Consider the following 26,194-nt stretch of genomic DNA (forward strand, 5'->3'; position numbering starts at 1 on the left):
CTCATTTCCTTCTCGAGTGACGAAAGTGCGCCCCGCCGGGGGCAGGAGTGGGACGGGAGGGGACCTCCTACGCGCCCCACCCGGCCTGCTGTCCGCCCACCCGCTCGGCGACGATCCGCTCGGCCCACCCCGAGCGCCGGTACGCGGCGATCGGGTCCGCGTCCAGCCCCATCTCCTCGCGCACCTCGGCGAGCAGCGGCCGTACGTCGGTGTTGTAGGCGTCCATCAGGACGGCGTTGGCCTCCAGCACGTCCCCGGACCGCTGGGCCGCGGCCAGCGCCGTCCGGTCCACGAGCAGCGCCTTGGCGGTCGCCTCCTGGACGTTCATCACCGAGCGGATGATCGCCGGGATCTTCGCCTCGATGTTGTGGCACTGGTCGAGCATGAACGCGACGTCCGGTCCGAACCCGCCGCCGCGGACCACCTCGTACATGATCCGGAACAGCTGGAAGGGGTCCGCGGCGCCCACCATCAGGTCGTCGTCGGCGTAGAAGCGGGAGTTGAAGTCGAAGCCGCCGAGCTTCCCCTCGCGCAGCAGCGTGGCGACGATGAACTCGATGTTGGTGCCCGGCGCGTGGTGACCGGTGTCCACCACGACCTGCGCCCTGGCGCCCAGCTTCAGGCAGTGCGCGTAGGCCGTGCCCCAGTCCGGCACGTCGGTCGTGTAGAAGGCCGGCTCGAACAGCTTGTACTCCAGCAGCATCCGCTGGTCGTCACCGAGCCGCTCGTACACCGCGGCGAGACCCTCGGCGAGCCGGTCCTGGCGCCCGCGGACGTCGTCCTGGCCGGGGTAGTTGGTGCCGTCGGCGAACCACAGCTTCAGGTCGGCGGAGCCGGTCGCGTCCATGATGTCGACGCACTCCAGCAGGTGGTCCAGCGCCTTGCGGCGCACCGTGGCCTCGGGGTGGCAGATGCTGCCGAGCCGGTAGGCGTCGTCCTGGAAGGTGTTGGAGTTGACGGCTCCCAGCCGTACGCCCCGCTCCTCGGCGAACTTCGCCAGCGCGGCGTAGTCGTCGACCGTGTCCCACGGGATGTGCAGGGCGACGGTCGGCGCGACCCCGGTGACCTCGTGCACCTTGGCCGCGTCCTCGATCTTCTCCCGCGGCGTGCGCGGCACCCCCGCCTGGGCGAACACCTTGAACCGGGTCCCGGAGTTGCCGTACGCCCACGACGGCGTCTCGACGGCCTGGGTCTTGAGCGCGGCCTTCACCGCGGCGAGGTCGGTCACTTCGGGCTCCTGGGACATCGGAAGGGTGAAACGATTCAGAACGGGAAGCTATGAGGCCGCCAGGGCAGTGTCAACCCCTCTACCGGTCCCCACTTCTCGTGATCGCCGCGTGACCTTCGGGTATCGAAAAGTTTTCGACACGGACCCATTGACGTGACATGCCCGCCATGCCTAACGTCCCGGCCATCCAGTTGAAACCTTTCACGACGCCGGGGCGCCGCTGCCGCCGCTGTCGCCGACGTCGTCGAGGAGCCTGACATGACCCACCCGTCCGACCCGGGACCGACCCCGGTGCTGGCCCTGCGGGACGTCGCCAAGTCCTTCGGCGCCGTACGCGCCCTGCGGAGCGTCTCCCTGGAGCTGTACGCCGGAGAGGTGCACGCCCTCGCCGGCGAGAACGGCGCGGGCAAGTCGACACTGATCAAGACGCTCGCCGGGGTGCACCGCCCGGACGCCGGGCAGGTGCTGCTCGACGGCCGTCCCGTCGTCTTCCACGGCCCCGGCGACGCCCGCGACGCCGGCATCGCCGTGATCTACCAGGAGCCCACGCTCTTCCCCGACCTCTCCATCGCGGAGAACATCTTCATGGGCCGCCAGCCCCGGCGCACCCTCGGCCGCATCGACCACCGCGCCACCCGCGACGCCACCGCCGCCCTGATGGACCGCCTCGGCGTCGAGCTCGATCCCGACCGCCCGGCGCGCGGCCTGTCCATCGCCGACCAGCAGATCGTCGAGATCGCCAAGGCGCTCTCCTTCGACGCCCGGGTCCTGATCATGGACGAGCCGACGGCCGCCCTCACCGGCAGCGAGGTGGCCCGCCTCTTCGGCGTGGTGCGCACCCTGCGCGAACAGGGCGCGGCCGTGCTGTTCATCTCCCACCGGCTGGAGGAGATCTTCGAGATCTGCGGGCGGGTGACCACCCTGCGCGACGGCGCCTGGATCGCCACCGAGCCGGTCGACGGGATGACCGAGGACGACCTGGTCCGCCGCATGGTCGGGCGCGACCTCGACGAGCTCTACCCCAAGCAGGCGGTGACACCCGGCGACGTCGCCCTCAGCGTCCGCCGCCTGACCCGCGAGGGTGTCTTCACCGACGTCTCCTTCGAGGTGCGGCGCGGTGAGATCGTCGGCCTCGCCGGACTCGTCGGCGCCGGCCGCACCGAGGTGGCGCGCGCCGTGTTCGGCGTCGACCGCTGGGACGCGGGGGAGGTGGTGGTCGACGGCCGCAGCCTCACCAGGGGCGCCCCCTCCACCGCCATGGCCGCGGGCCTCGCCCTGGTCCCCGAGGACCGGCGCGCCCAGGGCCTGGTGATGGACATGTCCATCGAGCGCAACATCGGCCTCACCGGTCTGCGGACCAGCGTGCGGGCCGGGCTCGTGGACCGGGGCGCCGAGCGCAGCCGTTCGCTCGACTGGGCGGTCAGGCTCCAGGTGAAGTACGCCCGCATCGCCGACGCCGTCTCGACGCTCTCCGGCGGCAACCAGCAGAAGGTCGTCCTCGCCAAGTGGCTGGCCACCGGCCCCAAGGTGCTCATCGTCGACGAGCCGACCCGCGGCATCGACGTCGGCACCAAGGCCGAGGTGCACCGGCTGCTGAGCGAACTGGCCGCCGACGGCGTCGCCGTCCTGATGATCTCCTCCGACCTGCCCGAGATCCTCGGCATGGCCGACCGCGTGCTGGTGATGCACGAGGGGCGCCTGACCGCCGAGATCCCCCGCACCGAAGCCACCGAGGAAACCGTGATGGCCGCCGCCACCGGGAGGGCCGCCGCATGACCGTGGCCACTCCGCCCCACGCCCCCGCCACCGACGTGGCGAAGTCCAGCGGCACCCGCCTGGTCGACCGCGTGTTCAGGATGCGCGAACTCGCCATCCTGGCCGTCTTCCTGGTGATGATCGTCGTCACCCAGCTCGGCAACAGCCAGTTCCTCACCGAACAGGGCATCAAGGACCTGCTGCTGAACGCGACGATCCTGGTCCTGGTCGCCACCGGCCAGTCCCTGGTCGTCATCACCCGCAACGTCGACCTGTCCGTCGGCTCCACCCTCGGCATCAGCGCCTTCGCCGCCGGCACCCACCTGCACGGCGGCGGCGACCCCGTGGTGGCCGTCGCGCTCGCCGTCCTGCTCGGCATCGGCTGCGGACTGCTGAACGGCCTGCTGGTCAGCCTCGGCCAGGTACCCGCCCTGGTGGTGACGCTCGGCACGCTCTACATCATCCGCGGCATCGACTCCATCTGGGTCGGCTCCCGCCAGATCACCGCCGCCGACCTGCCCGACTCCTTCGTGGACTTCGGCTCCCACGGCCTGTGGGCGGTGCCCTGGCTCGCCCTGATCGCCCTCGCCGTGCTGGTGGCGACGGCGTACTACCTCAAGCACTTCGGCAGCGGACGCGAGCTGTACGCGCTCGGCTCCCACCCCGAGGCCGCCCGCCTGGCCGGCATCCCGGTCCGCCGGCGCGTCCTGTTCGCCTACACCGTCTGCGGGGCCCTCGCCGGACTCGCCGGCGCCCTCTACCTGGCCCGGTTCGGCAACGTCGACTCCGGGACCGGCACCGGCTACGAACTCACCGTCGTCAGCGCCGTGGTGGTCGGCGGCGTCGTCTTCACCGGCGGCTCCGGCAGCGTCCACGGTGCCGCGCTCGGCGCGCTGCTGCTGACCTCCATCAACAGCGTGCTGCCCGCCCTCGGCGTCAGCTCCGTCTGGGTGCTCGCCATCAACGGCATCCTGCTCCTGCTCGCCATCGCGGTGGACCGTGTGGTCGCCCTGCGGGTGGCGTCGGCCCTGAAGAAGAGGAATGCCCGTCATGCCTGACTCCCTCTCGCGTGCCATCCGCTGGGACACGGTCGTCGGCGCGCTCCTGATCGTCCTTCTCCTGCTCTCCTTCTCCTTCGTGGACGGCTTCGGCAACGCCCTGAACCTGTCCTTCCTCCTCGGCAACACCCTGCCGATCGCCCTCATCGCCCTGCCCATGACCCTGCTGGTCGTCTCCGGCGAGATCGACCTGTCCGTGGCCTCCACGGCCGGCCTGTCCGGCGCGGTGATGGGCAAGCTGTGGAACGAGGGCATGACGATCGAGACGATCATCCCCGTCTGCCTGCTGCTCGGCGTGGTCTGCGGCCTGGTCAACGGCCTGCTGGTGACCCGGCTCGGCCTGCCCTCCCTCGCCGTCACCATCGGCACCCTCGCCGCCTACCGGGGCATCGCACAGATCGTGCTCGGCTCCGACGCGGTCACCGACTTCCCGTCCCCGTACCTCGACTTCGCGGCCGGCCGGGTCGGGGACAGCTTCCTGCCGCAGGCGTTCCTGCCCTTCCTGGTGCTGCTCGCGATCGCCGTGGTCGTCCTGCACGCCACCCCCTTCGGCCGGTCGCTGTTCGCGATCGGCGCCAGCGAGGAGGCCGCCCGGTTCGCCGGCGTCCGCGTCAAGCGGGCCAAGCTCTGGCTGTTCGTCACCACCGGCTTCATGGCCTCCCTGACCGGCGTGTTCTGGGCCCTGCACTACGCCAGCGCCCGCTACGACAACGCCACCGGCCTCGAACTCTCCGTCGTCGCCGCGGTGCTGCTCGGCGGCATCGACTTCGACGGCGGCAAGGGGACGCTGGGCGGCGCCGTCGCCGGCGTGTTCCTGCTGGGCGCGCTCCAGAACGTGATGAGCCTGCTCAACGTCTCCGCGCAGTCCCAGATCGTCGTCACCGGCGTGCTGCTCGTCGTCTCCGTGCTCGGGCCGCGGGTCGCACGCCAGATCGCCGTCGCGAGGGCGGGCCGCAGGGCCGTCACCTCGGCACAGACGTCGTAACCCCTCTCCCTCCCGCCCCGTAAAGGACCGTCCATGCGCAAGTCCTCGCTCCGCCGTGCCTGTGCGACCCTCGCCGCCGTCTCCTCGCTCGCCCTCGCCGCCACCGCGTGCGGCGGCACCACCAAGGAGGACGTCAAGAACGACGGCGCCGGCCCGGCCGCCTCCGCCGGCAAGGCCGACCCCGGCGCGGCGCTGAAGAAGGGCCTGACCGTCGGCTTCCTGCCCAAGCAGGTCAACAACCCCTACTTCACCACCGCCGACAAGGGCGGCGAGAAGGCCCTGGCCGAACTGGGTTCGGCCTACAAGGAGGTCGGCCCCTCCAGCGCCACCGACACCTCCGGCCAGGTCAGCTACGTCAACACCCTCACCCAGCAGCAGGTCGACGCGATCGCCGTGTCCGCGCAGGACCCGGGCGCCCTGTGCACCGCGCTCAAGCAGGCCATGGGCAACGGCATCAAGGTCGTCACCTACGACTCCGACACCACCCCGCAGTGCCGCAACGCCTTCGTCTCCCAGGCGTCCGCCGAGGACCTGGGCCGCACCGAGGTCCAGCTGCTCGCCCAGCAGATCGGCTACCGGGGCGAGATCGCGGTCCTGTCCGCCGCGCAGACCGCGACCAACCAGAACACCTGGATCGGCTACATGAAGGAGGAGCTGAAGGACCCCAAGTACAAGGACGTCAAGCTCGTCAAGATCGCCTACGGCAACGACGACGCCCAGCAGTCCTTCCAGCAGACCCAGGGCCTGCTCCAGGAGTACCCGGACCTGAAGGGGATCATCTCCCCGACCACGGTCGGCATCAAGGCCGCCGCCCAGTACCTGTCGGGCTCCAAGTACAAGGGCAAGGTCAAGCTCACCGGCCTCGGCACCCCCAACGACATGCGGAAGTACGTCAAGAACGGCACCGTCGACGCCTTCGAGCTGTGGGACCCGGCCAAGCTCGGCGACCTCGCGGCCCGCACCGCGGTCGCGCTGTCCTCCGGACAGATCACCGGCAAGGAGGGCGAGTCCTTCCAGGCCGGCGGCACCACCTACAGCATCGGCAAGGACGGCGTCATCAGCCTCGGCAAGCCGACGGTCTTCGACGCCGAGAACATCGACCGGTTCAACTTCTGAGGGCGGAGCGGTACTCCATGCAGCGCGTCTGTTTCCTCCTCAAGGTCCGCGAGGACCGGATCGCCGAGTACCGCGCACGCCACGCCGCCGTGTGGCCCGAGATGCGCGCCGCGCTCTCGGCCACCGGCTGGCACAACTACTCCCTCTTCCTCCGGGACGACGGCCTGCTCGTCGGCTACCTGGAGACCGAGGACTTCGCGGCCGCCCGGGCCGCGATGGAGGCCACCGAGGTCAACGCCCGCTGGCAGGCCGAGATGGCCCCGTTCTTCGCGTCGCTGGACGGCGAGCGGCCCGACGAGGCGATGACACCGCTCACCGAAGTGTTCCACCTCGCCTGAGGCGGAGCACCGCACGAGGCGGACGGTACTGTGAAGCCCTCCCCGCCGTACCCCGTTCACCTGGAGGTCTCCGCCCGATGGCACAGTCGGTGGGAATCAAGGACGTCGCCCGCGCCGCCGGAGTATCCGTCGGCACCGTGTCCAACGTCATCAACCGTCCGGACACCGTCGCGACCGAGACCCGGGCCCGGGTGCAGTCCGCGATCGACCGGCTCGGCTACGTCCGCAGCGAGTCGGCGCGCCAGCTGCGCGCGGGGCGCAGCCGGATCATGGGGCTGCTCGTCCTCGACATGGGCAACCCCTTCTTCGTGGACGTGGCCCGCGGTGCCGAGCGGGCCGCCCGGGACGCCGGGCTCGGCGTGATGGTCTGCAACAGCGCCGAGAGCGTCAGCGAGGAGGCCGACTACCTCGCCCTCTTCGCCGAACAGCGCGTGCGGGGCGTGCTGCTCACCCCGGCCGACGCCACCGGCCGCAACATCGACTCCTTCCGCCGGCACGGCATCCCGTTCGTGCTGGTCGACCGGGTCGCCGAGGGCACCAGCGAGTGCTCGGTGTCCGTCGACGACGTCGCCGGCGGCGAGCTCGCCGTGCGCCACCTGGTCGACGCCGGGCACCGCTCCATCGCCTACGTCAGCGGCCCGCCCGGCTTCAACCAGGTCCGCGACCGCCGCACCGGCGCCCTCACCGCGCTCGCCGAGGCGGGCCTCGGCCCCGAGCACCTGCGCGAGCTGCCCACCGAGCGCCTCGACGTGGCCGCCGGACGGGACGCGGGCGCCCGGCTGCTGGGCCTCGCCGACCGGCCGACCGCCGTGTTCTGCGCCAACGACCTGCTGGCCCTCGGCGTGCTCCAGGCGATGTACGCGGCCGGCGTCAGCGTCCCGGACGATCTCGCGATCGTCGGCTACGACGACATCGAGTTCGCCGCCGCGGCGGCCGTCCCGCTGACGTCCGTGCGGCAGCCCGCCGTCACCATGGGCGCGCTCGCCGCCGACCTGCTCCTGGAGGAGACCGAGGAGGGCGGCCGCGCGCGGCCGCACGAGCACCGGCGGGTGGTGCTCCAGCCGGAGCTCGTGGTCCGGCGCTCCAGCCTGGCGCCGCGCTGACCGGCCGTTCAGCAGCAGGTGGGCGCGGGTGCGCCGTCCCCGCGCGCGACCTGCGGCGGCGCATGTGCTGAACTGGGTCGCGGCCCGCACCCCTTCCGTCCCGGGAGCCCCGTTGACCACGACCTACCGCCAGCCCGGCGTCGTCCTCACCGACCACCGCTTCACCGTTCCCCTCGACCACGCCGACCCGGCCGGGGAGACGATCGAGCTGTACGCGCGCGAGGTGGTCGCGAGCGAGAAGGCCGACCGGGACGACCTGCCGTGGCTGGTGTACCTCCAGGGCGGCCCCGGCTTCGGGGCGAACCGTTTCATCGGGCGGCCCGCCTGGCTCGGCCGCGCCCTGGAGGAGTACCGCGTGCTGCTCCTGGACCAGCGCGGCACCGGGGCCTCCACGCCCGCCAACCGCCAGACGCTCCCGCTGCGCGGCGGTCCCGCCGAACAGGCCGCGTACCTGGCGCACTTCCGCGCCGACTCCATCGTCCGCGACTGCGAGCTGGTCCGCCGCCGGGTCACCGGGGGCGCCCCCTGGACGGTCCTCGGGCAGAGCTTCGGCGGCTTCTGCACCGTCACCTACCTGTCCCTCGCCCCCGAGGGCCTGGCCGCCGCCCTGATCACCGGCGGCCTGCCCTCCCTCGACGCCCACGCCGACGACGTCTACCGCGCCGCCTACCCGCGCATCGAGCGCAAGGTCGCCGCGCACTACGCCCGTTACCCGCAGGACGTCGAGCGGGTCCGCCGCGTCGCCGACCACCTGCTGGCCCACGAGGTCACCCTGCCGGGCGGCCACCTGCTGACCGTCGAGGCGTTCCAGTCGCTCGGCATCCTGCTCGGCGGCGGCGAGGGCAGCCACCGGCTGCACCACCTCCTCGAGGACGCCTTCGTGCGTACCCCGCACGGCCCCGAGCTGTCCGACGCCTTCCAGGAGGAGGTGCGGGGCCTGCTGTCGTTCGCCGGGCACCCGCTCTACGCCCTCGTCCACGAGGCGGTCTACGGCCAGGACGACCGCCCCACCGCCTGGGCCGCCGAACGCGTCCGCGCCGAGTTCCCGCAGTTCGACGCGGCCAAGGCGCTGGCGGGCGACGGGCCGCTGCTGTTCACCGGAGAATCGATTCACCCCTGGATGTTCGGCTGCGACCCGGCGCTGCGCCCGCTGCGCGAGACCGCCGAACTGCTCGCCGCCCGCACCTGGACGCCCCTGTACGACCCCGCCCGGCTCGCGGCCAACGAGGTCCCGGTGGCCGCCGCCGTCTACCACGACGACATGTACGTCGACACCGCGCACGCCCTCACCACCGCGCGGAGCATCCGCGGTCTGCGCACCTGGGTCACCGACGAGTTCGAGCACGACGGCGTCCGCGCGGGCGGCCCCCGCGTCCTCGACCGCCTGCTCGCTCTGGCCCGAGACGAGGCCTGAGGACGCGTCCGCGTACGCTGCGGCCATGACCGACGACCACGGGGGACGTGTGCGCACCACGGACGAGACACTGGCGGACCGGTTCGAGGAGCACCGGCCCCACCTCAAGGCGGTGGCCTACCGCATGCTCGGCTCGCTGGCCGAGGCCGAGGACGCCGTCCAGGAGACCTGGCTGCGGCTCGGCCGGTCCGACACCGCCGATGTGCGCAACCTGGGCGGCTGGCTGACCACGGTGACCGGCCGGATCTGCCTGGACCTGCTCCGCTCCCGGACGGCCCGCCGGGAGCAGCCGATCGGGGAGGACTCGACCTTCGTGCCCGACCCCGTCGTACGGCCCCTGTCGGCCGTCGACCCCGAGCAGGAGGCGCTGCGGTCCGACGCGGTGGCGCTGGCCCTGCTGGTCGTCCTGGAGACGCTGGAGCCCGCCGAACGGCTCGCGTTCGTGCTGCACGACCTGTTCGCCGTGCCCTTCGAGGACATCGCGGGCATCGTCGAGCGCAGCCCGGCCGCCGCGCGGCAGCTCGCCAGCCGGGCCCGGCGCCGGGTCCAGGGCGCCACCCCCTCCGCCGAGCGCGACCTCGCCCGGCAGCGCGCCGTCGTCGACGCGTTCCTGGCGGCCAGCCGCGCCGGGGACTTCGAGGCGCTGGTCGCGGTGCTCGACCCGGACGTGGTCCTGCGCGCCGACGCCGGGGAGAAGGTGCGCGGCCTGGCCGTCTCCAAGCTGGTGCGCGGTGCACGCGAGGTCGCCGGGCAGTCGCTGCTCTTCCGCCACTTCGCCCCCTACGCGCGCGTGGCGCTGGTCGGGGACGCCGTGGGCGTGGTCAACGTGGTCGACGGCCGGCTGGTGTCCGTCATGGCGGTCACCGTCGCCGGCGGGCGGGTCGTGGCGCTGGACATCCTGGCCGACGAGGAGCGGGTCGCCGCCCTCGACGTCCCGGACCTGGCGTCCCTCGAACCGGCGCACCCCACCGCGCCGGACGACCCGGGCAGCCCCGGTGACCTCGACGGACGCGGTGCCTGAGCCAGGGCCGGGCCTATGCTGGACGCCATGGGAGATCGAACGGATGAGCGAGCCGACCTGCGGGGCGACTGCTCCCGGTGCTTCGGGCTGTGCTGCGTGGCCCTGCCCTTCGCGGCGTCGGCGGACTTCGCGTTCGACAAGGACGCCGGGACCCCCTGCCCGAACCTCGCCGAAGACCACCGCTGCGGCATCCACGCGCGGCTGCGGCAGCGGGGCTTCACCGGCTGCACGGTCTACGACTGCTTCGGCGCCGGCCAGAAGGTCTCACAGATCACCTTCGGCGGCCGGGACTGGCGCACGGGCCCGCCCGGGCACGCCCGCCGCATGGTCGAGGTGTTCCCGGTGGTCCGCCAGCTCCAGGAGCTGCTCGCCTACCTGACCGAGGCCCTCACCCTCCCCGCGGCCGGACCCGTCCACGGCGACCTGCGCCGCGCGCTGGAGCGGACCGAGGCCCTGACCCTCGGGAGCGCCGAGGACCTGGCCGCCCTCGACGTCGGCGCCCACCGCCAGGAGGTCAACGTCCTGCTGCTGCGCACCAGCGAGCTGGTGCGCACCGGGGTCCCGGGCCGCCGGGCGAAGCGCCGGGGCGCCGACCTGATCGGCGCCCGGCTCAAGGGGGCCGACCTGCGCGGCGCCGACCTGCGCGGGGCCTACCTGATTGCGGCCGACCTGACCGGCGCCGACCTGCGCGGCGCGGACCTCATCGGGGCGGACCTGCGCGACACCGACCTCACGGACGCCGATCTGACCGGCGCGTTCTTCCTGACCCAGCCGCAGCTGAACGCGGCCCGGGGGAGCGGGGGCACCCGGCTGCCGGACTCAGTCACGCGTCCGGCGCACTGGGCACCGCGCCCCTGAGGGCGCGTCGCCCGCCCCCGCGTCGCCCGCCCCCGCGTCGTCCGCCACCGCCTCGTCGGTCCCGGTGTCCGGGGCCGACGGGCCGGGCGTGCGCCGTTCCAGGCGCAGTAGCAGCCCCTCGGGCATCAGCGTCAGCCGCTCGGTGACCCGCAGCCGATACGCCGGGTCGTCCACCAGGTCGTAGCGGCGCAGCAGCAGGCCGAGCACCAACGTGGCCTCGTGCAGCGCGAACTGCCGGCCGATGCACGCCCGCGCCCCGGTCCCGAACGGCTTGAACACGTGCGGGGGCCGGGCGCGCACCGCCCGGGCGTCGAACCGGTCCGGGTCGAACCGCTCCGCGTCCGCTCCCCACACCGCGGGGTCGCGGTGCAGCATCGGCGTCAGCACCAGCGCCCACGCCCCGCGCCGCATCGGGTGCTCCCCGGCCAGCACGGTGTCCCCCCGCGCCTCGCGCGCGTACGCCGGCGCCGTCGGCCACAGCCGCAGCGACTCGTCCAGCACCCGGCGGACGTACCGCAGGCGGGCCACCTGGTCGTAGCCGGGGACGCCGTCGCCCCAGACCCGGTCCACCTCCGCCCGGGCGCGGGCGGCGACGTCCGGGTGCCGGGCGAGGTGGTGCAGGGCGAACGACAGCGCGCCGGAGGTCGTCTCGTGCCCGGCGACCAGGAAGGTGATGACCTGGCGGCGTACGTTCTGGTCGGACAGCTTCTCGCCGGTGTCCGGGTGGCCGGTCTCCAGCATCCGGTCCAGCAGGTCCCCCGCGCCGCCGCCGGAGGCCCGCCGGGCGCGCACCAGGTCGTCCACGGTGCGGTGCAGCCGGGCGATGTCCGCCTCGTTGCGCCGCCGCGCGCCCCGCAGCAGCGCGAGCGCCGGGGCGGGCACGGTGTTCAGCCGCTGGGCGTGGGTGAGGGTGCCGACCATCGCGGAGACGAAGGGGTGCTGCCGGGTGCGCTCGAAGGAGCCGAAGTCGTGCCCGAACCCGGTGCGCGCGATCGTCTCCAGCGTCAGCTTGGTCATGTCCCCGGGCACGTCCACCTCGTGCCCGGCGCCGGCCGCGCGATCCCAGTGGTCGGTGAGCCGTGCGGCCGCGTCCAGCATCATCGGGTGGTAGGCGGCCATCGCCTCGCGGCTGAAGGCCGGGGCGAGGACGTCATGGGCGAGCTGCCAGTTGGGCTCGTGGTTGTACGCGGTGAACAGCCCGTCGCCGACCACCGGGCGCAGGTTGGCGATGCCGAGGCCCACGTGCTTGGCGAACCGCGCCTCGTCCGCGAGGTCGGCCACCAGCCCGGCGCCCCAGACGAACACGAACTCCTTGCCGAAGGCCCGGCGCCGGAAGACGGGGCCCAGCCGGCGGGCGTACCGCAGGGAGTCCTGCAAGGGCGTGGTCCGGCTGGCGCCGACCAGGTCGCCCAGCAGCGGCAGCCGGTACGGCGGGTGGGGGATCCGGCGCAGTTCCGGCCAGCCGTCCTCCGCGCTGCGAAAGCCCCTCGGCCGCACGTCGCCGGTGGGCGCGTGCCCGGTCGTCGTCCCTGCCATGACGCGAACTCCCTCGGTCCAGCGGCCCGTTGCGGTGGCGCACGCGCTGTCGCCCGCGGTGTTGTACGTGGGTTCAACAGCGCGTCCAGTCTCGTCCCGTTGCTGAACCGGCGTCAAGTAGAGTGCGGCCATGACCGCCAACCACGGGGAGCGCGTGCGCCGTCGGCTGAGCACCGGGGAGCGCAGGGAACAACTCCTGGGGGTCGGGGCGCGGCTGTTCTCCGAGAGCCCCTACGACGACGTGTGGATCGAGCAGGTCGCCGAGATCGCGGGGGTCTCGCGCGGGCTGCTCTACCACTACTTCCCGACGAAACGGGACTTCTTCGCCGCGGTGGTGGAGCGCGAGAGCGAGCGGATGCTCGCCATGACGGCACCGGCGCCCGGCGTCCCGGTCCGCGCCCAGCTCGCCGCCGGCCTGGACGCGTACCTGGAGTACGTGCGGGCGCACGCCCACGGCTACCGCGCCTTCCACCGCGCCGACGCGGCGGGGGACCGCACGGTGCGGCGGGTCTACCAGCGGGCGCTCGCCGCCCAGGAGCGCCAGGTACTGGCCGCCCTGGCCGCCGACCCCGAGTTCGGGCCGGCCGTGGAGGGGCGCCCCGAGGTGCGCCTGGCAGTGCGCGGCTGGCTGGCGTTCACCACCGCGGTGAGCCTGGAGTGGCTGCGCGGCGGGGACCTGGCCCGGGAGCAGGTACGGGACCTGTGCGCGCGGGCGCTGCTGGGCGTCCTGGCGTAGGGCCGCAGCGCCGTGTGGTTGGCGTACCCCGCGATCTTCGATAGGTTAGGTGAGCCTTACCTAAGGAGGAACGGGATGGGTGTCAGTCAGAGCTGGTCGGCCATGCCTGCCACGGCCGAACGGGCCCGGTCGGTGCTGGCCGCCGCGTGGTCCTGCGCGGTCACCGCCGACGGCGCACGCGAGGAGTTCGTCGGCGCGCACACCGTCACCGACGACGGCCGCGTGCTGCTCGCGCCGAGGCCGGACAGCGCCCTGCGCGCCGCCGCGCTCTGCGCTCCCCGCGGCGAGCCGCACGCCGTGCTGGAGTTCGCCGACGTGGCCCCCGTCCCCGTGCGCCACCGCGTGCGGGCCCGCCTCTGGCTGGCCGGCTGGTTCGCCCCCGAGGACAACCGCCTTGCGCTGCACCCCACCCGCATCGTGCTCAAGGAGCACTGCGGGGCCGTCCTCGTCGGCCCCGAGGAGTTCGCCGCGGCCGCGCCCGACCCGCACGTCACCGCCGAGGCGCACCTGCTCACCCACCTCGCCGACGCCCATCCCGACGCCGTCGAGCGCCTGACCCGGCTCGTCGGGCAGGACAGCCTGCACGGTGCCGTCCGGGTCCGGCCGCTGGCCGTCGACCGCCACGGCCTCACCCTGCGCATCGAACGCCTGCGCGGCCACGGCGACGTACGCCTGCCCTTCCACCGCCCCGCCGACGACACGGGACAGCTCACCGAGCGGATGCACGTGCTGCTCGGCCGGGCGAGCGCCGCGTCCTGCCCGCGTGCCCTACAGCGGCAGCGCACAGACCGCGACGGGTGACGCGAACGGCTCGCCCGCCAGGCGCAGTCCACCGTCCGCCGGGTCCACGTGGAAGACGCTGACGGTGCCGCTGCGCTGGTTCGCCGCGAACAGCAGCCGGCCGCCGGGCGCCAGCGCGACCTGCCGCGGGAAGTCCCCGGCCACCGGCACCGTCCCGAGCAGCCGCAGCCGGGCCCCGTCCGCCTCCACCGCGTACCGGGCGAGGGTGTTCGCCCCCCGGTTGGCGAGGAAGGCGTGGGCGCCGTCCGGCGACACCACGAACTGGGCCGGGTAGTTGGTGCCCGGACCCCCCTTCGTGCCCGACCCCGTCGACTGCGGGGCGCCGATCCTCAGCCGCCCCGTTTCCGGGTCGTAGGCGCAGACCGCGACCGTGTCGTCGAGTTCGTCGGCCAGGTAGGCGTACCGCCCGCCCGGGTGGAACGTCAGGTGCCGGGGCCCCGCGCCCGGCCGGGTGTGCGCCTGCGCGACCTCCGTGAGCGTGCCGGCCCGGTCGTCCAGGCGGTAGCTGTAGACGGTGTCCGTGCCGAGGTCCACGGCGAGAACATGCTCGCCGTCCGGCGCGGTGACGACCTGGTGCGCGTGCGGCCCCTGCTGCCCCGGCCCGGGGGCGGGCCGCGTGTGCCGGACCAGCGCGGTGCGCTCGCCCAGCGCGCCGGAGGCGTCGACGGGGTGCACGGCCACCGTGCCCGAGCCGTAGTCGGCGCTCAGCAGCCAGCGGCCGCTCGGGTGCACCGACAGGTGGCACGGCTGCGCGCCGCCGGTCGGGCGGCTGCCGAGGACCTTCCGGTCGCCGATCCGCACGGCGGTCACCGAGCCGCGCTCGCGCTCGTTCACCGCGTACAGCGTCCGCCCGTCGGGGTGCACGGCCAGGTACGACGGGTCGGGGACCCCGGTGAGCGTCCCCGTCCCGGTGATCCGCCCCGACCCGGGGTCGTAGGTGGCCAGGCCGATGCCCCGGCCGCCGCCCTCGGCGGAGGTGTAGGTGCCGAGGAAGAGCGGCCGCGCGGCGGCGGCCCTCGACGACGCGGTGGGCGAGGCGGCGGGCGCGGACCCGGCGGAGCGGCCCCGGTCGGCGGACGGAGCCGGGGAGCCGGACGCGGATCCCGGCGCCGGCGATCCGGCCGCCCGGGACGAGCCGTCGCCGCAGCCGGCCAGCGCCCCGCCCGCCGTCGCGGCGCCGAGCGCCCCGACGAAGCGGCGCCTGCTCCACCGCGCGCGCACCCCGTCCGTCCCACCCGTCATGTCCGCACCTCGCGTCGTCGCCGGTCGCTCGTGTGACGACCACCTTGACGCGGACGGCGCGCCGGAGGCAAAAGCACGCCGCACGAACCCGCGGGGGCGCCGGGCGCTACCAGTCCCCGTCCGTCACCGGCTTGCCCGGCGCGAGCGGCTTCACCTGCTGCGGCGCGGGCGGCGCCCAGGGGTCGAGGTCGTCGCCCAGCCAGTCGCCGACCGGCTTGACCGTGCCCAGGGTGTCGGTGGGGGCGAGGTCCTGGCCGTCCTCGTCGTAGTAGTCGAACCAGGGCAGGCCCGCCCGGGTGTACGCCGCGCGGTCCACGGGGGAGGGCGGCGGCGCCTCGCCGGTGATGCGGCGCCACTCCGGCGGCGTCACCAGGTGCACGAAGACCCGCCCGGCGGGTCGCGCCGCCCAGTCCTTCAGCGACCGGTCGTCCTGGTAGACCTCCTGCCGCATCGAACCTCCCACGCCGAGCCCCATGGCCGCGGCGGCCCGGGGCGCGGCCGCGCCGGGCGCGGCCATGGGTGCCGCCCCGGGTGCGGCCATCGGGGCGGGCATCGCGCCGGTCACCGGCGGGCCGCCGTACCCGGTGAACCGGGAGGCCGACCGGCGCCGCTGCTCCTCCAGCCGCCGCTGCGCCTCGCGCCACTCGGCGAGCCGGTCCTCGTTGAGCGGGAACGTCTGGAGCTGGACGCCGCCCCAGACCTCCTCACCGGTGACCTGGCCCTCGACGGTCGCGCCCAGCCCGAGCGGCACCGCCACGAACTGGCGCACCGTGCCCTTGCCCGAGTTGATGCCGTCCAGCCAGGGCTGGCGGGGGAGCACCACGTAGTTCTGGGGGCGGCGCGAGAGCCGGTCGCTCCAGGGCTTGCCGGAGACCGCGCAGACCTTGCCGACGCCGACCTGGAGCGCGGCGGGCTCGGTGCTCCCGGCGAAGCTGAGCCACATCGCCTCGCGCAGGTACACCGGCAGCATCACGCCCCCGCGCGCGAGCCAGTCGGCCGGCGCGGTGTCGGGGTAGTCCGTGACGCGGCGGACGGGGAACTCGCCCAGGCCCGGGGGCAGCGGGTGGGTGCCCGTCTCGGGCAGCCGCAGGGTGCGCACGAACCGCACCGCCACCCCGCCCGGCAGCCGGAGCGTGTTCCCGTCGATGCGTACGGTGCTGTCGGTCATCCGCGTCCCCCTCGTCGTCCGCACGGCCCGTGCCGTGGCGTGTCCGTCCGCGCCGCCGGCGGCGGACGGCTCCTCACCTAGAACGATGCGCCGACCGCCGGCGGTTCCGCCAGGGTCGGCCGGAAAGACGCCCCCGCAGCGCGGTCAGCCGCGGCAGGCGCTCGCGCTGCTCGCGAGTGGAGCGGTCCAGCTCCTCCAGCAGGCGCTGCGAGCGGTGCTCGGTGTCGAGCTCGTCGATGATGCGGTTGACCTCGGTGAGCACCGCGCCGTGCAGCTGCCACTGGCGGGCGTCGTGCTGGAGCCGTTCGAGCAGCAGCTGGGCCAGCTTGTCGCGGGTGGCGGCGGCCTGGTGCAGCTCGTTGGCCAGCCGGGCCTCGGCGGCGTCGGCGTTCAGGCTGACGTGCGTGGTGACCAGCACCGCGAAGCTCACGACCGCGTCGGCCACCTCGGACAGCAGCGCCTCCACCACCTCCCCGGTCTCGCGCGGGAACAGCGGCTCGGGCTCGCGTTCCTTGGCGAGGTCGGTCAGCGAGCGGGCCAGCACCCGCAGCACGACCGTGCAGATCTCCAGCGTGTCCAGGCCGGTGCGCAGCACCACGCGGTGCAGTACGCCCTCCCGGACGCGCGGGTTGAGCCGCAGGCTGTCCTCGGCCTGCCGCAGCGCCGCGTCCACCTCGGCGATGTCGTGGTCGAGCCGGCGGGCCTCGTGCAGCCGGGCGGCGGCCACCTCGGGGGGCGTACGGCCCCCGGCCTGCTCGCCGATCCGCAGCATCAGCTGGCGCACCCGCCGGGCCAGGTCCTCGATCGACTCGCCGGCCTCGTCCACCCACACGGGCGGCGGCAGCAGCAGGTTGCAGCTGAGCCCCACGACCGCGCCGATCAAGGTTTCCACGACCCGCGCCCAGGCGTAGTCGCCGACGGCGGTGACCCCGAGGACCAGCATCGCGCTGATCGCCACCTCGGGCACGTACTCGTCGACGCGGACCAGGTGGCCCACGCCCAGCGCGGCCACGATGAGCAGGGCGAGGCTCCACCAGGTGAGCCCCACCAGCAGGCTGAAGGCGATCGCCACGAGGACGCCCGCCACCACCGCGTTCACCCGGCGGATGCCGTTGGTGAGCGTGGCGTAGAGGGTGACCTGGACGACCAGCAGGGCGGTCAGGGGAGCGGTCAGCGGGGCGGCCTCGGGACTCAGCCGCAGGGCGACGACGTAGGCGACGGTGGCCGCGAAGGCGGACCGCAGGGCCTGGACCACCACCGGATCCCGGCGCCGTTTCAGCAGCCGCTCCAGCGGCGGGGTTTCCTCACGTGCATTGGACATCCCTTGGCCTGTTCCCGCTCATCCGGTGGCTCGAACGTGTCGACGGGGTTCGAACCCGCCCGCACCAGCGGCGGAGCCGTCCCCGGAGCCGTCCCCGCCGTCCCCGGTGGGGCGCACCGCGGGGGAGCGGGCCGGCGGGTCAGTCGTACAACTTCTCGACGAACGCCGCCAGGTTGCCCGCGGTGCGGGCGATCTGCTCCTCCAGGGTGAGGCTCTCCTCGAAGCGCCCGCCGCTCTCCGGGACCTTCTTGCCGCGCACGTAGAGCGAACAGGCCAGGTCCGTGCACATGTACAGCCCGACGGAGTTGCCCTCGCGGCCCGCCGCGCCGGCCTTGCGGGCGGTCATCAGCGACACGCCGCCGCCCGGGTGCGTGGTCAGGCACAGCGAGCACATGCTGCGGTGCAGGAAGCCGCGCTGGGAGGCGGGGAAGCGCAGGGTCACGCCGACGTGCCGGCCCTGCCGCTCGGTCACCAGGTAGCTGCGGTCGGGCGCGCCCGGATCGCGCCAGCCGAGGAAGTCCAGGTCGTCCCAGGGGCGCTCGTCCAGGTCGCGCGGCACCGCGAGGCGTTTGGCCTCCCCCTTGGAACAGTTGATGAAGGAGTCGCGGATCTCCTGCTCGGTGAGCGGGCGCACGGGGGCCTCCGAAGTCGTCGCCGGGGTCGTCTCTCGTCGTTCGTCGTTCGACGACCGAAACCTAGGGGGTCTAGGTTTCGGCTCCAGGCTAGGTCGCGGGGGCCCGCGGGGCCACCGAATTTCCCTCCGCGGGCGGGCCCGCCTCCCCTCGATCAGGGCGGTGAACTGGCCCTTCCGGCCCACCCGCTTAGCTCACATCGTGAACTAAGGGTTGGAAGAAAGTCGCGCGGACCGCCCCCGGGGCGGTATGTTGCAGGTCGGGCGGGTGCGGAAGGGAGCCACATGGCGGGGCGGAACGGGCGTACGGTACGCGATCTCAGGCGGGCCAACCGCACAGCCGTCCTCCAGCGGCTCTACTTCGACGGCCCCCTCAGTCGCTTCGAGCTGGGCCCGGCCACCGGCCTGAGCTCGGGATCCATCAGCAACGTGGTCGCCGACCTGGTCGGGGACGGGCTGGTGGAGGAGGCCGGCAGCGTCGACTCCGACGGCGGCCGCCCCCGCACGCTCCTGCGCGTCGCCCCCGGCAGCGGACACCTGATCGGCGTGGACGTCGGCGAGACCCGGGTCCGGATCGAACTGTTCGACCTCACCCTGACCGAACTGGCGCGCGCCGAGCGCCCGCTGGAGCAGCGCCGCTACGAGGTCGAGGGCATCGTCGGCCACATCCGCGGCGGCATCGCCGAGGTGCTGGCCGTCGCGGGCGTGGCCCCCGAGCGGCTGCTGGGCGTCGGCATCGGCGTTCCCGGCATCGTCGAGCGCACCGCCGAGCGCGGCGCGGTCGTGCACGGCCAGACCATCGGCTGGGACGCCGTCCCGCTGGAGGCGCTGCTGCGTGAGGGCTCCGAGCTGCCGGGCACCGTGCCGTACTTCATCGACAACGGCGCCAAGACGCTCGGCCAGGCCGAGATGTGGTTCGGCGGCGGCCGCGGCGCCCGCAACGCGGTCGTCGTGCTGTTCGGCTCCGGCGTCGGCGCCTGCCTGGTCACCCCCGAGGTGGAGCACGGCCGGGCCGTCGAGTGGGGCCACCTCACCGTGCGCGTCCGGGGCCGGCGCTGCCGCTGCGGCGCGCTCGGCTGCCTGGAGGCGTACGCGGGTGCCGAGGCGCTGCTGGACCGCTGGCGCGAGGAGGGCGGACGGCCGCCGCGCGACGCCGACGAGGAGACCGCGCTGACCGCGATGCTCGCCGCCGCCTACCCGGCCGACGGCGGCGCGCCCGACCCCGTGGCCCTCGCCGTCCTGGAGGAGACCGCCGAGTACCTGGGCGCGGGCCTGTCCGACCTGATCAACCTCTTCCAGCCCGAGCGCATCCTCATCGGCGGCTGGGCGGGCCTCCAGCTCGGCACCCGCTTCCTGCCGGCCGTACGCCGGCACGCGCGGTCGTACGCGCTGCGCCACCCGGCGGAGAAGGTCACCGTCGACCTCGGCCGGCTCGGACCCGATGCCGTCACGGTCGGCGCAGCGATCCTCCCGCTCGCCGACTTCTTCGCCCGCGGCGGCCGCCGCCCGGAGCCCGCCCCCACCGGACCGACCCCGGTCTGGCGGACGGTGCTGGAGGAACGCGCCACGCACTGAACGGGGGGCGTACGGGCGACGATCGCTCCGGCGCGCGGCGCGTCGCCCGTGGGTTTCGCCGGCCGGCCGTGCGGTACTCGCGTCCCGCCCGGGCGATCTGCGCCCCGGGTCGCCGTGCCGCGCACGGCGTGCGGACGACGCGAAGGGAGCCGGCCGTGGTCGACCACCGCCTCGAAGGCCCTGGTGAGAACGGCACACCGGTGCCGCGCGACCTGCCCGACCAGCAGGCGGACACGGGCGAGGACCCCTGGGAGGGCAGCCCCGCCCGGGCCCAGGAGCAGGCCGAACGCACCACCTCCGGACAGTCGACCGGCGACGACGACGAGACCGGCACCGACACCTCGGTCCCCGACACCGACGAGGCCGGCACCGGACGCCAGGGCGCCCCGACGGCGGCCACCGCGCACTCGGACCACCCCACCCCGGACGAGCCCGCCGACTGAGGAGCCGACCGAGGAACCCCCAACGCGCCGAGCGGTCCGGGAGACACGCCGAACGCGCCGCTGCCGCAGACTTCGACCTAGCCCACCTTGCGCCCCCGCAGGGGAGCCGTCTCCGCCCCCGCACCCGTGCGGAAGCCGTCCAGGAACTCCTTGAGGACGTCCGTCGCCTCGTGCTGGGGGCTCCAGCCGAGGTCGACGCGGGCGCGGGTGCAGTCCATCAGGGGCAGGCGCAGGACCGCGTCGAAGAGGTGCGGGGAGGCCGGGAGCAGGTGCAGGCCCCAGGCGGCGGCGATCGCCGAGCGGGCCGCGCTGCGGGGCAGGCGGACCGGGCGGGCGTCCAGCAGCTCGCCGAGGAGCCGGGCGTCCACCGGCGGGTCGGCCGCCAGGTTGAACGGGCCGCGCACATCGGTGTGCACGGCCAGCCGGTACGCCTCGGCCGCGTCGTCGGTGTGCAGCGCCTGCACCCGCAGGCCCGGGATGTCGGGCAGGAAGGGCAGCAGCTCCGGGCGGGCCAGCTGGCCCGGCAGGAACCGGCCGCCGAAGATCCGCCGCTGCTCGCTGGCCGACTCCCGCTTGAACAGGAACGCCGGCCGCATCCGCACCACCCGCACCTCGGGGTGCTCCCGCTCGAAGGTGTCCAGCGCGCGCTCCAGGTACGCCTTCTCCCGGCAGTACGCGGCGTCCGGCCAGCCGTGGGTCGGCCACGACTCGTCCACCGCGTGGTCCTTGGGCCCCGGCGAGTACGCGCCGACCGACGAGGCGTGCACGAGCACCGGCACGCCGGCCGCCGCGACGGCCTCGAACAGCCGGATGCTGCCGAGCACATTGGTGCGCCAGGTCGTCGCCGGGTCGTGCGTCGGCTGGAACGCCCACGCCAGGTGCACCACCGCGTCGGCGCCGGCCAGCAGGCCCGCGAGCTGGGCCTGCTCGGACGACAGGTCCACCGCCGCCCACTCGGTCTTCGGGGGCGACCAGTCGGGCACCCGCCGCGCCAGTCCCAGCACCGACTCCACGTCCGGGTCCTCCGCCAGCAGGCGCACCACACTCGTGCCCACGTTGCCGGTGGCACCCGTGACGACCACCTTGCCGCTCACGTCGGTCTCCTCCCGTTGCTCCCCGGCGACCGGGGTCACCCCCCGCGTCGCCCCTGCGGAGCCGACCGAGTACCCCGGCCGCCGGTCACCGCACGCACGGCACGCACCGGACGTGGCACACGGGCACGTGGCACCCTGCTACGCGGCGAACGCGTCCACCCCCGTCAGCTCCGCCGACAGGGCCCACAGCCGCGCCGCCTGCTCGGGGTCGGTCGCCCAGTCCCGCACCCCGCCGCTCGAGTCGCCCTCGACGGCCGGCTCGGCCACGTCGCAGTCCTCCAGGTAGACCCCGCCCATCCCGTCCAGCCGCGGGGAGGTCGCCGCCCACACCTGGGTCGCCGCGCCCTGCTCCGGGGTCTTGAAGCCCCGCGGGTTCAGCGGGGTGCCGTCCTCGTCGATCCAGCCCCGGTCCACCATCTCCTGCTTCGGCAGGTGCCGCTGCAACGGCGTGAGGATGCCGCCCGGGTGCAGCGAGAAGGCCCGCACGCCCCGGTCCCGGCCCAGCCGGTCCAGGTGCAGCGCGAAGAGCGCGTTTGCCGTCTTGGCCTGGCCGTACGCCCCCCACTTGTCGTAGTCCCGCCGCCAGTGCACGTCGTCCCAGCGGATGCCGGAGAAGTGGTGGGCGCGCGAGGAGACCGACACGACGCGGGCGCCGCCCGGCTCGATGGCGGGCCACAGGTGGTTGACCAGGGCGAAGTGCCCCAGGTGGTTGGTCGCGAACTGCGCCTCCCAGCCCGGCCCGACCCGGGTCTCGGGGCACGCCATGATCGCGGCGCTGTCGATGACGATGTCCACGGTGCGGCCGCCGGCCAGGAACCGCTCGGCGAAGCCCCGTACGCTCGCCAGGTCGCCGAGGTCCAGCTCGTCCACCTCGACGGCGCCCCCGAGGTCCGCGACGCTCTCCCGGGCGGCGTCCGGCCGGCGGGCCGGGACGACGACGTGGGCGCCGGCCCCGGCGAGCGCGCGGGTGGTCTCCAGGCCGAGGCCCGAGTAGCCGCCGGTGACGACCGCCAGCTTCCCGGTGAGGTCGACGCCCCGCAGGACGTCGTCGGCGGTGCTGGTGGCGCCGAATCCGGAACCGATCCGGCGCTGTGGGGTGTGCTGTTCGTCCATGCCGCTGCCGTTCGTGACGCTGTTGTCCATGCCCTGAACGCTACGAATTGGAGTGCCCTCGAAGTCAACCGAGTCAGTCGAGTCGTCCTAGTCAACGAAATCAACGCAATCAACGAAGTCGATGAAGCGATGAAGCGACGAAGTTCCGAGTCGACATGGAGAAGCCCCGACCGGGCGGGGGGGGGGGGGGGGTGCCACGGTCGGGGCGGTTCGTGGTGGGCGCGAACGGCGGTCGCCTCTCGGCGAGACGCTCCACAGGGCTTCAGCCGAACGATCGTCCCTGTGGGCAAAAGGTGAGGCCCGGGGACACTGTCCCGTCCGCACCCACGGTTGGTTCAACGGAGAACCACCCACCGGTGTTCCCCGGCCGACGCCACTTTCGGGTGACGTGCGTCACCGCACCGCCCGCCGTACCCGCGTCACGTCCCGAACGGGCTCTCCGCCGGCGAGGCCAGCAGGTGCGCCGGATCGTCGTACACGGCCCGATGGTCCCTCCTCCCGCGGCGCGGGCGCCGCCGTGCGCGGGTACCACGTCAGCCGCCGTCCACGCCGGCCGGCACCCGGCCCTCCCGGGTCCAGGAGAGCAGCTCCTCGGCCGACCAGGTGGTCACCACCCGCTCGGGCGGCACCCCGCACTCCTCCGCGCGGGCGCAGCCCAGCACCTGCCAGTCGAGCTGGCCGGGCGCGTGGGCGTCGGTGTCGACCGAGAACAGCACCCCCGCCTCCACGGCCCGGCGCAGCAGCCGGCGCGGTGGGTCCAGCCGCTCCGGACGGCTGTTGATCTCCACCGCGGTCCCCGACTCGGCGCACGCGGCGAACACCTCGTCCGCGTCGAACGCCGACTCCGGCCGCCCCCGCCCGGTCACCAGCCGTCCCGTGCAGTGCCCCAGCACGTCGGCGTGCGGGTCGCGCACCGCGGCCACCATGCGCCGGGTCATCGAGCGGGCGTCCATGCGCAGCTTGGAGTGCACGGACACCACGACCACGTCGAGCCGCTCCAGCAGCTCCGGCTCCTGGTCGAGCGAGCCGTCGTCGAGGATGTCGCACTCGATGCCGGTCAGCAGCCGGAACGGCGCCCACGTCGCGTTGAGCTCCGCGACCACGTCCAGCTGCCGGCGCAGCCGTTCCGGGGAGAGCCCCCGTGCCACCGTCAGCCGGGGGGAGTGGTCGGTGAGGACGGCCCACTCGTGTCCCAGCCCGGCCGCCGCGCGGCCCATCTCCTCGATCGGGCTGCCGCCGTCGGACCAGTCCGAGTGCACGTGGCAGTCGCCGCGCAGCAGCGCCCGCAGCGCCCGGCCGCCCTCCGTGAGCGGCCGGCCGGCCTCGCCCTCCAGCTTCTCCAGGTACGACGGCACCCCTCCGGCCAGCGCCTCCCGCGCCACCTGGGCGGTCTTCGGGCCCACGCCCTTGAGGGACTCCAGCGTCCCGGCGGCGGCGCGCGCGGCGACCTCGTCCTCCGGCAGCGCGGCCAGCACGCGGGCCGCCGTGCGGAAGGCGCGGACGCGGTACGTCGGCGCCAGCGACCGCTCCAGCAGGAAGGCGATCCGGTCCAGCGCCTCCACGGGGTCCATCGTCACCTCCTGGTCACTCCTGCCACCAGGGTTCCCCAGGACCTCCCGGTGCGCACCCGCGTTTGCGCCGTCACCGCAGGGGTACCGGCAGTGACCTGTCATGAGACTGCGAACCAGCTCGTGCGACGGCCCGGGGTACCGCCGGATGCGGTGCGGCCGCGGCTTCCGCTACGAGGACCAGCACGGCGAGCCGCTCACCGACCCGGAGCAGCTCGACCGCATCCGTGCGCTGGTCATCCCGCCCGCCTGGCGTGACGTGTGGATCTGCCCCTGGCCCGACGGCCACCTCCAGGCCGTCGGCACCGACGACGCGGGGCGCCGCCAGTACCGGTACCACGACGCGTTCCGCGCGCGGCAGGACCAGGCCAAGCACGAGCACGTGCGCGAGGTCGCCCGCGCCCTGCCCGACCTGCGCTAGGCGGTGGCCGCCGACCTCGCGGGGCGCGGGCTGAGCCGCGCCCGGGTCACGGCCTGCGCGGTCCGGCTGCTCGACCTCGGCTTCTTCCGCATCGGGAGCGACCGGCACACCGAGGCCAACGGCACGTACGGCCTGACCACGATGCTGCGCGAACACGTCCACTGCGGGCAGGGCGAGATCGCCTTCCACTACCCGGCCAAGGGCGGCATCGAGCTCGTGCGGGCGCTCGTCGACGAGGACGCGCACGCGGTCGTCCGCGCCCTGCTGCGCCGCCCGCGCGGCGGGCCACGCCTGATGGCGTACTGGGAGAGCGGGTCCTGGCACGAGCTGCACGGCGCCGACCTGAACGAGGCGATGCGCCGACTGTCCGGCACCGACATCACCGCGAAGGACTTCCGCACCTGGCACGCCACCGTGTTCGCGGCGGTCGCCCTGTCGGTCACCGCCGAGGAGGCCGGCGCCACCGCGGCGGCCCGGCGTCGCCAGACGGCACGCGCCGTGCGGGAGGTCAGCCACTACCTCGGCAACACGCCGGCCGTGTGCCGGGCCTCCTACATCGACCCATTGGTCTTCGAGCTGTTCGACCAGGGGATCACGATCGCGCCCGCGCTCACCCGGCTGGGCGAGCACGGGGACCTCGGGCGGCCGGCCACCCAGGGCGCGGTCGAGCAGGCCGTGCTGGACCTGCTCGACGGACGCGGGGGCTGACCGCTCCCGGCCCGCTCCGCCTGCCCCTCGGCGATCGGGCCGATCTACGCTGAGAGACATGACCGAAATCGCGAGTCCCTACATCTCCCAGCCGCGGATCATGGTGCTCCGGGTGCAGCCGGGACACCCGCCCTTCCGCATCGTCGAGATCGACGGCGAAGTGGTCGGCGAGGCGCGGGGTGTCACGGACGTCCTGGAGACAGCCGCCGCGTTCGGCATCACGGTCCACGACCTGGACGACCCCGACGTGGTGCGCTGGGTCGGCGGGGACCGTTACACCTGGACCGTGCACTGAGCCCGGGCGGGCGCGGGGCGCCCACCCGGGCCCGGGCGGATCGTGGGCGCGGTGCCGGCCGCGGGGCGGCCTGACGCGCCCGGGTCAGGCGCGCTTGTGCACCGCGCGGCTCAGGCGCCGCCCGAGCAGCAGGTAACCGATGAGGGCGCCCGTGGTGTTGAGGATGACGTCGTCGACGTCGAAGGCGCGCCCGGTGACCAGCGCGCCCTGCGCGAACTCCACCATCAGCATCACGACCGCGGTCAGCAGCAGGATGCGCAGGAAGCCGCGCGTGCCCGGTGCCACGACCGGCAGCAGGATGCCGAACGGCACCCCGAGCAGGATGTTCCCGCCGATCTGCTTGACCGCGTCGCGCAGCTCGGGCTGGTCGAGGTAGGCCCGCAGCGAGTGGCCGGGCGTGAGGTTGGTGTGCACCAGCGCCTTCGACGCGGGCGACGGTTCCAGCGTGAGCCGGGCGAGCACCACGGCGAACGCCACCATGAACACGAAGGCGCAGAGCATCGCCGTCCACCGGACCAGGGCCCGCAGCGGTCGCGGCCGGTCGGCCCGCGCCGCCCGGGCGTCGGCGGACCTGTCCACCGCGTCCGGCTCCTCGGACTTGCTCGTGCGCTGGCGGAAAGCGGTACGCGGGCTCAGTGCCAGCCGGGCCATGCGGTCCTCCAGTTC

Annotated in this window: 24 protein-coding genes and 1 pseudogene; 15 read left to right on the forward strand and 10 right to left on the reverse strand. The window is 74.2% G+C overall.

The window, feature by feature from the left end; translation table 11 throughout:
- Nucleotides 1-67: 67 nt before the first annotated feature.
- Nucleotides 68-1,228 carry an L-rhamnose isomerase gene (gene rhaI, locus E4U91_RS32125; protein ID WP_137310055.1) on the reverse strand — a complete coding sequence of 387 codons (1,161 nt, stop codon included), beginning with the start codon at nucleotides 1,226-1,228 and terminating at the stop codon, nucleotides 68-70.
- 258 nt (nucleotides 1,229-1,486) lie between these two features.
- Between rhaI and E4U91_RS32130 the strand changes: the two genes are divergently transcribed.
- The 9 genes from E4U91_RS32130 (at nucleotide 1,487) to E4U91_RS32170 (ending at nucleotide 10,876) form a co-directional block, all read left to right on the forward strand.
- The gene (locus tag E4U91_RS32130) at nucleotides 1,487-3,004 is read left to right on the forward strand and encodes a sugar ABC transporter ATP-binding protein (protein WP_137310056.1); all 1,518 of its coding nucleotides are present in this window, start codon (nucleotides 1,487-1,489) and stop codon (nucleotides 3,002-3,004) included.
- A complete protein-coding gene (locus E4U91_RS32135; RefSeq protein ID WP_137310057.1) occupies nucleotides 3,001-4,041 on the forward strand; it encodes an ABC transporter permease in 1,041 nt (346 codons plus the stop codon). Before E4U91_RS32130 ends, E4U91_RS32135 begins: the two co-directional genes overlap by 4 nt.
- On the forward strand, nucleotides 4,034-5,026 hold the full coding sequence (locus E4U91_RS32140) for an ABC transporter permease (RefSeq protein WP_137310058.1): 993 nt from the start codon (nucleotides 4,034-4,036) through the stop codon (nucleotides 5,024-5,026). The genes E4U91_RS32135 and E4U91_RS32140 overlap by 8 nt, the downstream gene beginning before the upstream one ends.
- Before the next feature lie 33 nt (nucleotides 5,027-5,059).
- Nucleotides 5,060-6,142, forward strand: a complete 1,083-nt coding sequence (gene rhaS / locus E4U91_RS32145) for a rhamnose ABC transporter substrate-binding protein (protein ID WP_137310059.1) — start codon at nucleotides 5,060-5,062, stop codon at nucleotides 6,140-6,142.
- Between the two features lie 17 nt (nucleotides 6,143-6,159).
- Nucleotides 6,160-6,480, forward strand: a complete 321-nt coding sequence (locus E4U91_RS32150; RefSeq protein ID WP_137310060.1) for an L-rhamnose mutarotase — start codon at nucleotides 6,160-6,162, stop codon at nucleotides 6,478-6,480.
- A 77-nt stretch (nucleotides 6,481-6,557) separates the two neighbouring features.
- Nucleotides 6,558-7,583 (forward strand): LacI family DNA-binding transcriptional regulator, encoded by a 1,026-nt coding sequence (locus E4U91_RS32155; RefSeq protein ID WP_137310061.1) that lies wholly within the window; start codon nucleotides 6,558-6,560, stop codon nucleotides 7,581-7,583.
- 112 nt (nucleotides 7,584-7,695) lie between these two features.
- Nucleotides 7,696-8,997, forward strand: a complete 1,302-nt coding sequence (locus E4U91_RS32160; protein WP_137310062.1) for an alpha/beta fold hydrolase — start codon at nucleotides 7,696-7,698, stop codon at nucleotides 8,995-8,997.
- Nucleotides 8,998-9,022: 25 nt separating this feature from the next.
- Nucleotides 9,023-10,018 (forward strand): sigma-70 family RNA polymerase sigma factor, encoded by a 996-nt coding sequence (locus E4U91_RS32165; protein ID WP_137310063.1) that lies wholly within the window; start codon nucleotides 9,023-9,025, stop codon nucleotides 10,016-10,018.
- A 27-nt stretch (nucleotides 10,019-10,045) separates the two neighbouring features.
- Nucleotides 10,046-10,876, forward strand: a complete 831-nt coding sequence (locus E4U91_RS32170; RefSeq protein WP_422070923.1) for a pentapeptide repeat-containing protein — start codon at nucleotides 10,046-10,048, stop codon at nucleotides 10,874-10,876.
- Here the strand turns inward: E4U91_RS32170 and E4U91_RS32175 are convergent.
- Nucleotides 10,838-12,412, reverse strand: coding sequence for a cytochrome P450 (locus tag E4U91_RS32175; protein ID WP_137310065.1), 1,575 nt, complete (start codon nucleotides 12,410-12,412; stop codon nucleotides 10,838-10,840). The genes E4U91_RS32170 and E4U91_RS32175 overlap by 39 nt on opposite strands.
- A 130-nt stretch (nucleotides 12,413-12,542) precedes the next feature.
- Here E4U91_RS32175 and E4U91_RS32180 point away from each other — a divergent pair, with 130 nt between their 5' ends.
- Both E4U91_RS32180 and E4U91_RS32185 read left to right on the forward strand, forming a co-directional pair.
- Nucleotides 12,543-13,148, forward strand: coding sequence for a TetR/AcrR family transcriptional regulator (locus E4U91_RS32180; protein WP_137310066.1), 606 nt, complete (start codon nucleotides 12,543-12,545; stop codon nucleotides 13,146-13,148).
- Between the two features lie 75 nt (nucleotides 13,149-13,223).
- Nucleotides 13,224-13,949: a DUF2470 domain-containing protein gene (locus E4U91_RS32185; RefSeq protein ID WP_137310067.1), complete on the forward strand. Its 726-nt coding sequence runs from the start codon at nucleotides 13,224-13,226 to the stop codon at nucleotides 13,947-13,949.
- On the opposite strand, the gene E4U91_RS32190 is transcribed toward E4U91_RS32185, so the two are convergent.
- The 4 genes from E4U91_RS32190 to E4U91_RS32205 all read right to left on the reverse strand — a co-directional run bounded on the left by E4U91_RS32190 (nucleotide 13,917) and on the right by E4U91_RS32205 (nucleotide 18,314).
- On the reverse strand, nucleotides 13,917-15,191 hold the full coding sequence (locus E4U91_RS32190; protein WP_137310068.1) for a lactonase family protein: 1,275 nt from the start codon (nucleotides 15,189-15,191) through the stop codon (nucleotides 13,917-13,919). The two genes, E4U91_RS32185 and E4U91_RS32190, sit on opposite strands and share 33 nt — an antisense overlap.
- A 106-nt stretch (nucleotides 15,192-15,297) precedes the next feature.
- Nucleotides 15,298-16,359 (reverse strand): hypothetical protein, encoded by a 1,062-nt coding sequence (locus E4U91_RS32195; RefSeq protein ID WP_137310069.1) that lies wholly within the window; start codon nucleotides 16,357-16,359, stop codon nucleotides 15,298-15,300.
- A gap of 73 nt (nucleotides 16,360-16,432) precedes the next feature.
- Nucleotides 16,433-17,680, reverse strand: coding sequence for an FUSC family protein (locus E4U91_RS32200; RefSeq protein ID WP_137310070.1), 1,248 nt, complete (start codon nucleotides 17,678-17,680; stop codon nucleotides 16,433-16,435).
- A gap of 139 nt (nucleotides 17,681-17,819) precedes the next feature.
- Nucleotides 17,820-18,314: an FBP domain-containing protein gene (locus E4U91_RS32205; protein WP_137310071.1), complete on the reverse strand. Its 495-nt coding sequence runs from the start codon at nucleotides 18,312-18,314 to the stop codon at nucleotides 17,820-17,822.
- A gap of 282 nt (nucleotides 18,315-18,596) precedes the next feature.
- On the opposite strand from E4U91_RS32205, the gene E4U91_RS32210 reads away from it, so the two are divergent.
- Nucleotides 18,597-19,886, forward strand: a complete 1,290-nt coding sequence (locus E4U91_RS32210; RefSeq protein ID WP_137310072.1) for an ROK family protein — start codon at nucleotides 18,597-18,599, stop codon at nucleotides 19,884-19,886.
- A gap of 155 nt (nucleotides 19,887-20,041) precedes the next feature.
- Nucleotides 20,042-20,329 carry a hypothetical protein gene (locus tag E4U91_RS32215; protein WP_137310073.1) on the forward strand — a complete coding sequence of 96 codons (288 nt, stop codon included), beginning with the start codon at nucleotides 20,042-20,044 and terminating at the stop codon, nucleotides 20,327-20,329.
- A 77-nt stretch (nucleotides 20,330-20,406) separates the two neighbouring features.
- Here E4U91_RS32215 and E4U91_RS32220 read toward each other — a convergent pair whose 3' ends face one another.
- From E4U91_RS32220 to E4U91_RS32230, 3 genes are all read right to left on the reverse strand, one after another.
- Entirely contained in the window at nucleotides 20,407-21,423 is a 1,017-nt protein-coding gene (locus E4U91_RS32220) for an SDR family oxidoreductase (RefSeq protein WP_137310074.1), read from the reverse strand.
- A gap of 138 nt (nucleotides 21,424-21,561) precedes the next feature.
- Entirely contained in the window at nucleotides 21,562-22,566 is a 1,005-nt protein-coding gene (locus tag E4U91_RS32225) for an SDR family NAD(P)-dependent oxidoreductase (RefSeq protein ID WP_241678755.1), read from the reverse strand.
- 503 nt (nucleotides 22,567-23,069) lie between these two features.
- The gene (locus tag E4U91_RS32230; RefSeq protein ID WP_137310075.1) at nucleotides 23,070-24,107 is read right to left on the reverse strand and encodes a PHP domain-containing protein; all 1,038 of its coding nucleotides are present in this window, start codon (nucleotides 24,105-24,107) and stop codon (nucleotides 23,070-23,072) included.
- 100 nt (nucleotides 24,108-24,207) lie between these two features.
- Between E4U91_RS32230 and E4U91_RS32235 the strand changes: the two are divergent.
- Together E4U91_RS32235 and E4U91_RS32240 are read left to right on the forward strand one after the other, a co-directional pair.
- Nucleotides 24,208-25,233: pseudogene (locus E4U91_RS32235) on the forward strand (DNA topoisomerase IB).
- A 58-nt stretch (nucleotides 25,234-25,291) separates the two neighbouring features.
- The gene (locus tag E4U91_RS32240) at nucleotides 25,292-25,528 is read left to right on the forward strand and encodes a hypothetical protein (RefSeq protein WP_137310076.1); all 237 of its coding nucleotides are present in this window, start codon (nucleotides 25,292-25,294) and stop codon (nucleotides 25,526-25,528) included.
- An 84-nt stretch (nucleotides 25,529-25,612) separates the two neighbouring features.
- Here E4U91_RS32240 and E4U91_RS32245 read toward each other — a convergent pair whose 3' ends face one another.
- Nucleotides 25,613-26,179, reverse strand: coding sequence for a VanZ family protein (locus E4U91_RS32245; protein ID WP_137310077.1), 567 nt, complete (start codon nucleotides 26,177-26,179; stop codon nucleotides 25,613-25,615).
- Between the last annotated feature and the right edge of the window lie 15 nt (nucleotides 26,180-26,194).

This window comes from Streptomyces lasalocidi (assembly GCF_005280215.1).
GTDB classification, from domain to species: Bacteria; Actinomycetota; Actinomycetes; order Streptomycetales; family Streptomycetaceae; genus Streptomyces; species Streptomyces longwoodensis.

Excerpts from the sequence above, each read along its gene's own strand:
- rhaS (WP_137310059.1), top strand. The coding sequence starts at position 5,060 with ATGCGCAAGTCCTCGCTCCGCCGTGCCTGTGCGACCCTCGCCGCCGTC.
- E4U91_RS32245 (WP_137310077.1), bottom strand. The coding sequence starts at position 26,179 with ATGGCCCGGCTGGCACTGAGCCCGCGTACCGCTTTCCGCCAGCGCACG.
- E4U91_RS32225 (WP_241678755.1), bottom strand. The coding sequence starts at position 22,566 with ATGGACAACAGCGTCACGAACGGCAGCGGCATGGACGAACAGCACACC.
- E4U91_RS32140 (WP_137310058.1), top strand. The coding sequence starts at position 4,034 with ATGCCTGACTCCCTCTCGCGTGCCATCCGCTGGGACACGGTCGTCGGC.
- E4U91_RS32195 (WP_137310069.1), bottom strand. The coding sequence starts at position 16,359 with ATGACCGACAGCACCGTACGCATCGACGGGAACACGCTCCGGCTGCCG.
- E4U91_RS32190 (WP_137310068.1), bottom strand. The coding sequence starts at position 15,191 with ATGACGGGTGGGACGGACGGGGTGCGCGCGCGGTGGAGCAGGCGCCGC.
- E4U91_RS32150 (WP_137310060.1), top strand. The coding sequence starts at position 6,160 with ATGCAGCGCGTCTGTTTCCTCCTCAAGGTCCGCGAGGACCGGATCGCC.
- E4U91_RS32185 (WP_137310067.1), top strand. The coding sequence starts at position 13,224 with ATGGGTGTCAGTCAGAGCTGGTCGGCCATGCCTGCCACGGCCGAACGG.
- E4U91_RS32210 (WP_137310072.1), top strand. The coding sequence starts at position 18,597 with ATGGCGGGGCGGAACGGGCGTACGGTACGCGATCTCAGGCGGGCCAAC.
- E4U91_RS32200 (WP_137310070.1), bottom strand. The coding sequence starts at position 17,680 with ATGTCCAATGCACGTGAGGAAACCCCGCCGCTGGAGCGGCTGCTGAAA.
- E4U91_RS32155 (WP_137310061.1), top strand. The coding sequence starts at position 6,558 with ATGGCACAGTCGGTGGGAATCAAGGACGTCGCCCGCGCCGCCGGAGTA.
- E4U91_RS32240 (WP_137310076.1), top strand. The coding sequence starts at position 25,292 with ATGACCGAAATCGCGAGTCCCTACATCTCCCAGCCGCGGATCATGGTG.
- E4U91_RS32170 (WP_422070923.1), top strand. The coding sequence starts at position 10,046 with ATGGGAGATCGAACGGATGAGCGAGCCGACCTGCGGGGCGACTGCTCC.
- E4U91_RS32180 (WP_137310066.1), top strand. The coding sequence starts at position 12,543 with ATGACCGCCAACCACGGGGAGCGCGTGCGCCGTCGGCTGAGCACCGGG.
- E4U91_RS32165 (WP_137310063.1), top strand. The coding sequence starts at position 9,023 with ATGACCGACGACCACGGGGGACGTGTGCGCACCACGGACGAGACACTG.
- E4U91_RS32175 (WP_137310065.1), bottom strand. The coding sequence starts at position 12,412 with ATGGCAGGGACGACGACCGGGCACGCGCCCACCGGCGACGTGCGGCCG.
- E4U91_RS32230 (WP_137310075.1), bottom strand. The coding sequence starts at position 24,107 with ATGGACCCCGTGGAGGCGCTGGACCGGATCGCCTTCCTGCTGGAGCGG.
- E4U91_RS32135 (WP_137310057.1), top strand. The coding sequence starts at position 3,001 with ATGACCGTGGCCACTCCGCCCCACGCCCCCGCCACCGACGTGGCGAAG.
- E4U91_RS32130 (WP_137310056.1), top strand. The coding sequence starts at position 1,487 with ATGACCCACCCGTCCGACCCGGGACCGACCCCGGTGCTGGCCCTGCGG.